This window comes from Type-D symbiont of Plautia stali (genome assembly GCF_001485335.1).
In the GTDB taxonomy this organism is placed as follows: domain Bacteria; phylum Pseudomonadota; class Gammaproteobacteria; order Enterobacterales; family Enterobacteriaceae; genus Pantoea; species Pantoea vagans_C.
In genome coordinates this window covers 1-9,541 of sequence record NZ_BBOC01000133.1, presented here as the reverse complement: position 1 = coordinate 9,541, position 9,541 = coordinate 1, and the positions used below count along the sequence as shown (strand labels likewise).

General features: G+C 50.3%; 6 protein-coding genes. 2 read left to right on the top strand and 4 right to left on the bottom strand.

The features are described from left to right. Window positions 1–24: 24 nt before the first annotated feature. From PSSD_RS24650 to PSSD_RS24640, 3 genes are all read right to left on the bottom strand, one after another. Entirely contained in the window at window positions 25–1,314 is a 1,290-nt protein-coding gene (locus PSSD_RS24650) for an HAAAP family serine/threonine permease (RefSeq protein WP_058974059.1), read from the bottom strand. Between the two features lie 482 nt (window positions 1,315–1,796). Next, a complete protein-coding gene (locus PSSD_RS24645) occupies window positions 1,797–2,792 on the bottom strand; it encodes a glycosyltransferase family 2 protein (protein ID WP_058974058.1) in 996 nt (331 codons plus the stop codon). Continuing rightward, the gene (locus tag PSSD_RS24640; RefSeq protein ID WP_058974057.1) at window positions 2,789–4,096 is read right to left on the bottom strand and encodes an oligosaccharide flippase family protein; all 1,308 of its coding nucleotides are present in this window, start codon (window positions 4,094–4,096) and stop codon (window positions 2,789–2,791) included. The genes PSSD_RS24645 and PSSD_RS24640 overlap by 4 nt, the downstream gene beginning before the upstream one ends. Window positions 4,097–5,244: 1,148 nt before the next feature. Here PSSD_RS24640 and PSSD_RS24635 point away from each other — a divergent pair. Next, on the top strand, window positions 5,245–7,149 hold the full coding sequence (locus PSSD_RS24635; RefSeq protein ID WP_058974056.1) for a flagellin N-terminal helical domain-containing protein: 1,905 nt from the start codon (window positions 5,245–5,247) through the stop codon (window positions 7,147–7,149). Between the two features lies 1 nt (window position 7,150). Here the strand turns inward: PSSD_RS24635 and PSSD_RS24630 are convergent, their stop codons facing one another. Further along, window positions 7,151–8,041: a LysR substrate-binding domain-containing protein gene (locus tag PSSD_RS24630; protein WP_058974055.1), complete on the bottom strand. Its 891-nt coding sequence runs from the start codon at window positions 8,039–8,041 to the stop codon at window positions 7,151–7,153. Window positions 8,042–8,144: 103 nt separating this feature from the next. Between PSSD_RS24630 and PSSD_RS24625 the strand changes: the two genes are divergently transcribed. After that, window positions 8,145–9,541 (top strand): aldehyde dehydrogenase family protein (locus tag PSSD_RS24625; protein WP_058974054.1); only part of this gene is annotated, 1,397 nt, incomplete at its 3' end.

Below are 9,541 nucleotides of genomic sequence, written 5' to 3'. Positions count from 1 at the left end.
TTGATGCGCACCTGGCCAACATGATTAGCTCATCAGCGAATACGCAATCGACGAAATCGCTAACAAACCGACAATCACCACAAAGACGTTACTGATCTTCCCGCTGTACTGACGCATTGCCGGGACTTTTTGGATGGCATACATCGGCATCAGGAACAGAATCATCGCAATGATCGGGCCGCCCAGAGTCTCAATCATGCCGAGAATACTCGGGTTCCAGGTCGCAATCAGCCAGGTCGTGAGCAACATAAAGCCGGTGGTAACACGGTTCAAACGCTGCGGCGTGACACTTTTGCCACGGCTGCGCAGTGATTTCACCACAATGCCGTTGAAGCCTTCACGCGCGCCCAGGTAGTGTCCGAGGAACGATTTGGTGATGGCGACCATCGCGACAATCGGCCCCATCCAGGCAATCATCGGCACGTTAAAGTGGTTAGCCAGATAGGAAAGAATGGTGATGTTCTGGTCCTTCGCCGCCTGCAAATCTGCCGGCGACAAGCTCAATACGCAGCTGAAGACAAAGAACATCACCGTCACTACCATCATCAGATGGGCGCTGGCAAGTATGCGCGAACATTTTTTCTCTGCACCTGCACCATACTCTTCACGCTTCGCCACCGCGAATGAGGAGATAATCGGTGAGTGGTTAAAGGAGAACACCATGACCGGAATCGCCAGCCACAGCGTCATCCAGATGCTGCTACCGCTGCTATTGTGGCTTAAAGAGAGGGTTTCCAGCGCTGCACCGTGCCAGTGTGGCACCAGATAAGCCGCCAGCAACATCAGCACCGCCACAAACGGGAACACCAGCACGCTCATCGCTTTGACGATCATCTGTTCGCCAAAACGTACCACTGTCATCATGCCGATGATTAAAATTAACGACAGCACAGCGCGCGGTGGCGACACCATGCCGAGCTGATGCACGATAAAGCTGTCAACCGTGTTGGTTATCGCGACGCTGTACATCAACAGGATCGGGAAAATAGCGAAGAAATAGAGCAAGGTGATGATTTTCCCTGCGCCTACACCAAAGTGTTCTTCCACCACTTCCGTAATGTCTTCACCGGGATTCTTACCAGAGAGCACAAAACGCGCCAGTGCACGGTGTGCATAGAAGGTCATCGGGAACGCAAGGATGGTCATTAAAATCAGCGGAATTAACCCACCCGCGCCCGCATTGATGGGCAGGAATAATACGCCTGCACCAATAGCCGTGCCGTACAAGCCCAGCATCCACACCGTATCACTCTTGCGCCAGCCCGTTGCACTGACCTCAACCGTGCCTTGGGCAACGGTTTGTGAGTTGTCCATCTGTCTCTCCAGAATTTAATGCTTTATCAAAATGCAGCCGGAACGACAGCTGCCAAACATGCCAATAGTACGACCGCGCACATGCTACCCGTTTTTGCCTGATTAAGGTTGCTTCAACGCAAGACATCCATCACAAAGGCACCAAAAATGCGCGAAGTGGCGATTTAATATACGAATATGCACAAAACACGCACGCAATCGTTTGCATGGGCGCTATTTGACCTGAGAGCAGGAGAGAGTGCAAGAAGACAACGACGGTTAGCCGGTAGGGGTAAGCCTTGGTGCGCCCGAAAGCGGCTAAGGGAGGACGGGTGGCAGCGGGCGGCCTAAAGGCCGCACCCTACAAAACTCAGGCGTGTAAGACGCCAGGAAAGGTGAAACTCCCCCGGTAACTCGCCTCTGGACCCATCATCGCTCCGCGTGTTCCAGAAGGAATAACAGCCGCAGACAATAGCAGAGAAGAATACCGGGGGAATTTCAAATCAGAATGCGCGCATCCTGTAGAGGGCATAAAGGAAATAGTACGCTGTGATAGTATTTAAATTCATAATCATGTACTTCAACTTTTCATTTTTATTGAGCAAAATAAAAATACCTTTTGAGTATTTACCTCGCTTGATTTCATTAATTTCCTGCGCGATATCGGCAGGTGAAAAAGATGAATGATACATCGCCGTCACGATTTGCATATCCAACGCCAGAACGCGTTTAGAAATGCCTTTAAGAAAATAATCGAGATCGCTGCCCTGATATTTTTCCACAATCGAGTCATATAACGCCGTCAGAAACTGCTTTCTGACTTTCAATTCGCTGTATTGCACCTTCCGCTTAGAGAGTGAACCCGCCACATCCTCATAGTGATAAGCGGCACCCGGCGTCACCAGGAAATTACTGATACAGCTAAAAAACTTCAAATTAAATAGCAGATCCTCACTCATAGAGATTCCCTCCATGAAACGCAGATCATAATCACTCAGAATCTGGCGGCGATAACATTTGTTGTGCAAATAACCAATGTTATCGCTCATTTCGAGTTCGCCAAGCACATAGGGAATATCCTCGTTGCTGAAAAAACCTGCTTGCGAAACTTTCCCTACCCGGTTGTCATTAAGGTTGCCGACCATCAAATCAACTGATTCCGCGGGCCACGCATCCAGATTCTGTTTGAAGATCATCAGGAAGTTATCATCTACCCAATCATCGGCATCCAGAAATAACACATACTCGCCACTCGCTTGCTGCAGCCCATTATTGCGTGCTGCACTCACTCCGGCATTGATTTGATCAATCACCGTCACCTGCGAGTAAGATGAAAAATCGGCTAAGATTTGCTGGCTGGAATCCGTGCTGCCATCATTAACCACCACAATTTCATAATTGCTATAGGTCTGTTTAAGCACACTAAGCAATGTCCGCTTTATGGTTTTTTGCGCGTTGTAGACGGGAATGATAATACTAAATAGTGGTTTTTCATTCATGATAAACTCTCTTTACTGTCTGAGGTTTTGTAATTGATAAATAACAGCCATAACTTCCTGGGGTTGAAGAAAATCTGGTGAATACGCATAACGGGTTGCGCAGAAAAGAAATAATTAAGCAGCGAGAATGAGACGAATTCGGTTAATACCACACTCATTGCGGCACCGGTTAAACCGAAATAAGGCACCAATACAACAGAGGATGCCAGGCAGATAATTAATACAGCAAAGGTCTTTTTGACTAAGAATCGATAACCGTTGTACTTAATAATAAAACGGTCCATCAAACTGCTGAGTACGCCGCACATGGCACCCACGCTGAGTAATAACGTCGGCGCAACGGCATCGAGATAGGCTTCACCGTAGAAGTCGCGAATAAACCATCCCGAGAGTTGCCAGATTGCCATGATGACAACCGCCGACACCCCCAACACCAGCAGATGGAGTTTTTGCGCTTTAATAATGGATTGCTCATCATCGCGCTCAGCAAAGAATGCCGGGAAGAATGAGGCCAGCAGCGCATTGGGCAGAAACACCCACGCCGTGGACAGCGTCATCGCCACCGCAAAGATCCCGGCCTCTTTCACGCCGAGGAAATAAGAGACGCTGAGTTGATTGACGCGGGTGTAAATCGCAATCGCAATCACTGAGAACACCAGAGAAACACCCGATGCCACCATGTAGCGTGAATACTTTTTGATATGGCGCAGCGCCGGGATCGGCACCTGGCGGTGATAGCGCAGGAAGATGGCCAGTTTGATGCTGAACGGCAGTAGCGTGGCGAGTACAATCGGTATCGCCAGGAATTGGGGATCCAGTTGGAACCAGGAAATAAAGAAACGCACCGTCAGGCTGATAGCGAGACCGATAACATTGGCAATCACGTTAAGCCGCGCATTCAGCATCGCCTCGTTGTAAATGTTCACGAGGTCGATCGATGAAAACAGGCAGGCAATCGCCGCTGCACAGATAAACACCAGCGCTTCGCGACTCCACTCTTCGCCCATGATCACCATGCCGCTGATGGCTAAGCCGCAATAAATCAGCATCACCAGCAGAAAGGTCGCCATCATCAGGCGAATACCTGAATGATGATTTTGCGAAATGCGTTTGAGCAGAATCACATCGCTGCCCATCACCGCAATGGATTGAATAAACTGAAACACCAGCATGGAGAGTGAGATAATGCCGAACGTGGTAGGGCCAACATATTTCGCCACATAGGAGGTGACGAAAATCAGGCCGAACACCGCGATCAATTTCTCTGCAATCATCCACATCGAATTTTTTAATTTATTTTTCACAGAACAACCTCAGTGAGATTCATTGATAAGCGACCATGCCATTCTCTTGCATGCGGCTTAACATTGGATTTCAAACTATTTCGGACTTTCCTCAGGGGTAAAGATATGGTCTTAAGCACCTGAGTAAATCTCAAATCAAATAAGACTTTCGCCATTAAATTTGTACAAATCGATTCAGTTCATAACGTTAAAATGAGCAGGCTACCGCCCCTGGCTTGCAGCTACCAATTTGCTGAATACATGCAATCGTTTATTTTGGCGTAAAGAGGCCTGACTGCACCGATAGCGGGACAGTTTAAAATCAATAGGTTAGATCCATCACATTAACGATGCTCAGTTCATCATTCGTACAACCAAACGCGTAATCTAAATTAAATTACTCATCTCTTAATCAACATGTTCAACGCGATGGCGCGCTATACATGCCTGACGAAATGAAAGAAATGTCGACCGGAGCTGAAAAGGTGCATCTTAAGACGGGCCTTCTCAACGAGCGTCACGACATTAACGATTTTTGCTGTATGCCCTGCCCTTTAATTATTTCGGTGCGTCTTTCGCGCAACCATAAAGGCAAGTGGCGTTAATCCAGTACGACTCTCGCAGTCGCACTGCAATGGGCTCCTAACCCTAAAATTGAGATCTGATTCAAAACTTTTAACGGCATTCTCACCAGGAGTGGTTATAAGGTCAATGGTACAAAGACCAATACGGAATTTACTCAGTTAGAAAATTGATAAGGCGCCCAATGAAGTATTAGCCAGGGTGAATTGGCTATGAAGAGATTGATTAGTTAAACCCCGTATGATGATTAGGAATAATAGGATTAAATTATGTTTCTGGGGCCAATACTCTCTAACGTGTTGTTATGTAAACTATCCCACCAACTTCATCGAACATTAAAACTGAAAGGAGCCTTAAGTTCATTACGGACCTACTATATTTAGTAGTGCCAGACGAATACATACATGAAAAACCATAAATCGAGTGAATGACGATTTTTTATTAAAAATAAACACAAATTTTTAGACATTAAGACCAGAAATTTAAGCGAAGCGTAGCTGAGGGCGATCACTTAGCTCAAATTTTCGCTAAAGAAAGGGCTGACATGCCGATAATGCTTACAGTGAATTTGTCCTGTGAGACCGGAAATGATCAGCCTTCAAACCAACGTATCCGCGATGATCGCGACGAAACAGTCGAACCAAAATGGCTCCGCATTAAACGTGGCGATTCAACGTCTGTCGTCCGGCATGCGCATCAACAGCGCAAGGGATGACGCGGCGGGTCAGGCTATCTCGAATCGCTTCACCAGCCAGCAAAATGGGCTGGCCCAGGCACAGCGCAATACCGGTGATGGTTTATCAATGGTTGAGTCTGCCGGGAGCGCGCTGGATGAGATTAACAACCGCCTACAACGTATCCGCCAGCTCACGGTTCAAGGGTTAAACGGGACGAACTCCCAAGAGGATACGGATTCTATTCAGGCGGAAATTAACCTTAACCTCAAAGAGATTAATCGACTAAATAGTACCTCCAGCTTCAACGGTATCAAATTGCTGGATGGCAGTGCCGGGCGCGTCGGCATTCAGGTTGGGGCTAATGATAAGCAAAAGATTGGCGTCAATTTATCGACGGGATTTAGCGTCAACGAGCTTGGACTGGAAGACTTTGTGATCAGCGGCATCAGCGGTAATGTGACGGCGGTACCCAGCCTAACAGGTCTCGCCCTGAATATGTCTCTGAGCAGTCCCGCCATCACCGTCAACTACTCGCCAGCGACCGATTCTCCTCAGTTAGTGCAAAGCAATGCCACTAACCAGCAATATATTCAAACCACGGGCAGTGATGGCAAACCGTCCTACTATTTAGCCAGTGTCAGCGCCCGTTGGGATACCGCATCAGCGGCAGGTAACGTTCTGATTAGCAAAAGCACCACGGTTCCGCTTTATAGTCAGGTTGATACGATCGCCGCTCACGCGATCACATCTGTGAGCTATCAAGACAATAGCGGTACAGCATTAAGCAATAGCCCTGCGCCAAACCTCACCGTTGATAATGGTCAGTACTATATTGAACAAAATGATACCTACTATCCTGCGACCATCACCTTTGGTGCTGGCGGTGCTATCACCGCAAAAATGACCACTGATCCGGCTTTGGATGAGAGTGATTTCACCACGTTACCCACAGCCGTGACGACGACGCCAGCCATCGACACCAGCAGTGCAACGCTCAGTTTCACCGATGGAAATAATAATGCGGTAGCCACTAATGATGCGCGCTTGCTCCGCACCAACAGTGGGCAGTATGTGATGGAAGTGGATAACGGCGGGGGAAATTATCAGTATTTCAACGCGACCGTGACAGCAACTTCCGATGGCACCGCCAACAGCCTGGATATCAAGGCGGTAAGTACCACCAGTATCAACAGTTTCAGTGACGTGACCAGTGTCAGCGGTACCTCTTACATCACGCTCGACCCGACGAATGTCAATGTGCGCTACACCGACGCAGAAGGTGTTCAGAGTAATGATGTGCTTCGTCTGGATAGTGATGGCAATTACTACATGGGCGTATCAAACGGACAAGAAAGCAAGACCGCAACCTTTGTGACAGAAGACAGCGCACCAAGCACCATGATGGTGAAGACATTAAAAGGCGTGGGCGACGTACAGATCTATTACATTGCCAATGTGTCATCGGTGACCGATACCTCCACCAACCAAACCACCACCACCGTGGCAGAAGTCGGGGACGAAATTCGCTTGAAGCATCCCGATGATCCGCTGACCACGTTGGATCGGGCGATTGCGCGTGTGGACAGCCAACGCAGCGAGTTAGGTGCAACCGCCAATAGACTGAGCTCGGCGCAAAACCTGCAAAGCACCGCCACGACACAGCTAGCAACAGCACGATCACGTATTGAAGATGCCGATTATGCAGCAGAAGTTTCCGCACTGACCCGAGCACAGATTGTGCAACAAGCCAGCTCATCGGTGTTGGCAAAAGCCAATCTTGAACCGCAACAGGTGCTGACCTTATTACAGAGCTAGTTCAACGCAGATGACGCACGAATGCCGTTAATGCCTTAAGTGCGGGCGGCACTAATCGATGCCCTGGGTAATAGAGACACAGCGTACCGAGGTTCACCTGCCACTCTGGCAGTAATCGCACCAACTTGCCCCCCTGGATATCCGCGGCAATGTGTTGCTCGGACATACAGGCAATGCCAAGTCCAGCCAGCGCCGCCTGGTGCATGGAGGCCACATCGCTCACGGCGAAACGTGGCTCACCTTGCAAGGTGTAGGTTTGCTGTTGGTGGCTCAATGCCCAGCGATAAATACTGCCATCAGACATGCGCATACACAGCGTTTGGTGCTCGCTCAGTTGCTCTGGCTGATCCGGCGCCGTAAAACGTTCAAGATAGTCCGGAGCGGCAACCACTATCATCCGCAACTCGGCGGTAAGCTTAACGGCGATCATATCGGCGGGAATATCTTCAGCAAGACGGATCCCCGCATCAAAGCCTGCAGAAACGATATCCACCTTTTCTCTTTGGCTGCAAATATCCGCGCGAATACGCGGGTATCGTTTTAGAAACGGCATAAGCACGGACTCATACCACAGCGCATAGCTTTCTGGCGGCACATTTAAGCGGAGAATCCCCGAGGGATCGTTGGGTTCGCTGCTGATCTCTTCGGAAGCGCTGCGAATCACCTCAAGGGCAGGGGCGATTTTGTCAATAAAGCGCCGACCGGCATCCGTCAGGGCCACACTTCGCGTGGTGCGATTGAACAGACGCACACCCAGCCGTTTCTCCAGCGCGGCCACCGCGTTGGTGATCGCAGAAGGTGACATTTCTAACTCGCTTGCTGCGCTTTTAAAGGTTCCGCGCCGCGCTACTGCCAGCAGGATTTCCAGTTCTGTCATACCGGTCCGGTTCATGAATTATTCCGTTTGTCGCAATACCCTTTGCAGGATGAGGCGGATTATTTACGCGCGCCTGGCGTGCTAGTTTTCCTGCATACTCATTTCAGGAAGCTTAACCATGCATATTATCGAACACATCTATATTAATGGCCGTTTTGTTACCCCTGCTGGTAACGAGTGGCTGGAGATGATCAATCCTGCTGATGGCAGCGTCATTGGCAAAGCGCGTATGGCAAACGAGCAAGACGCAGAGCGCGCGATCGCCGCCGCTCATGCGGCATTTCCCGCTTATGCTCGCACCTCCGTTGCTGAACGTATCATGCTGTTAAAGAAGATGCATGACGCAGTGAAAAGCTGTGAAAGCGAGTTGCATGCCGCCATCCTCGAAGAATATGGCGCACCGGCCTCACGCTCGCAGTGGATGGCAAGTTATCCCGCTGACGTCATTCTCCAGGTGATCCAAGAGTTGGAACAATACCCTTTTACCCAGCAAGCCGGACGCGCGCATGTTCAAATGCTTCCCCTCGGCGTCGCCGGTCTGATTACCCCCTGGAACAGCAACGCGGGCTTTATTTGCCACAAGCTGGCCACCGCACTGGCCGCAGGGTGTACCACGGTGATTAAGCCCAGTGAATTTAGCCTGTTACAGACCGAAGTAATCACACAAGCGTTGCATCGGGCGGGCTTGCCTGATGGCCTGTTTAATATTGTCACGGGACGCGGTGCCGAGGTCGGGGATGCGATTAGCCGCAGCCCATTGGTGGCAAAAATTTCCTTCACCGGTTCAACCGCCACGGGGAAAACCATTTTGCGCACGGCCGCTGAGACTTTTAAGCGCGTAACGCTGGAGCTGGGCGGCAAATCGCCCACCCTCATCCTGCCAGATGCGGATGCCAATAGCGCTGCAGAGCTGGCAGTGCAAGCGGGGTTTATCAATAGCGGGCAGGCCTGCATTGCTGGCACACGCATTCTGGTGCCCGAAGCGCGCAAAGCTGAATTCGAACAGGCGCTGTCGCGGGAGGTGGCCGCACAATGTTCTGGCGACCCCGCTTCCCCAGCGACCACCATTGGCCCGATGGTGAATGAAAAACAGTGGCAACGGGTGCAACATTATATTGGCCTCGGCGAACAAGAAGGTGCGCGAATCCTGAGCGGTGGTCAGGGACGTCCGCAAGGACTGACTCACGGCTGGTATATCAAGCCGACGCTGTTTAGCGACGTGACGCAGCAGATGCAGATTGCCCGTGAAGAGATCTTTGGCCCGGTGCTGAGTATCATGAGTTATCGTGACGAAGCTGAGGCGATTGCCATCGCGAATGACACCGATTATGGCCTGTCTGCGCTGGTGATTGGTGCCGACGAGCAGCATGCCCGCGCCGTGGGTGAACAGATACTGGCGGGCCGGGTGATGATCAATACATTGGCACATGAACCGCGTGCGCCATTTGGTGGCTTTGGTCATTCAGGAATGGGCCGGGAGATGGGGCAATGGGGGATTAGCGCTTATCTGGAGCC

What these genes read in the sequence shown, in the direction of transcription:
- PSSD_RS24650 (WP_058974059.1), bottom strand. Translation starts at nt 1,314, where the DNA reads ATGGACAACTCACAAACCGTTGCCCAAGGCACGGTTGAGGTCAGTGCA.
- PSSD_RS24645 (WP_058974058.1), bottom strand. Translation starts at nt 2,792, where the DNA reads ATGAATGAAAAACCACTATTTAGTATTATCATTCCCGTCTACAACGCG.
- PSSD_RS24635 (WP_058974056.1), top strand. Translation starts at nt 5,245, where the DNA reads ATGATCAGCCTTCAAACCAACGTATCCGCGATGATCGCGACGAAACAG.
- PSSD_RS24630 (WP_058974055.1), bottom strand. Translation starts at nt 8,041, where the DNA reads ATGAACCGGACCGGTATGACAGAACTGGAAATCCTGCTGGCAGTAGCG.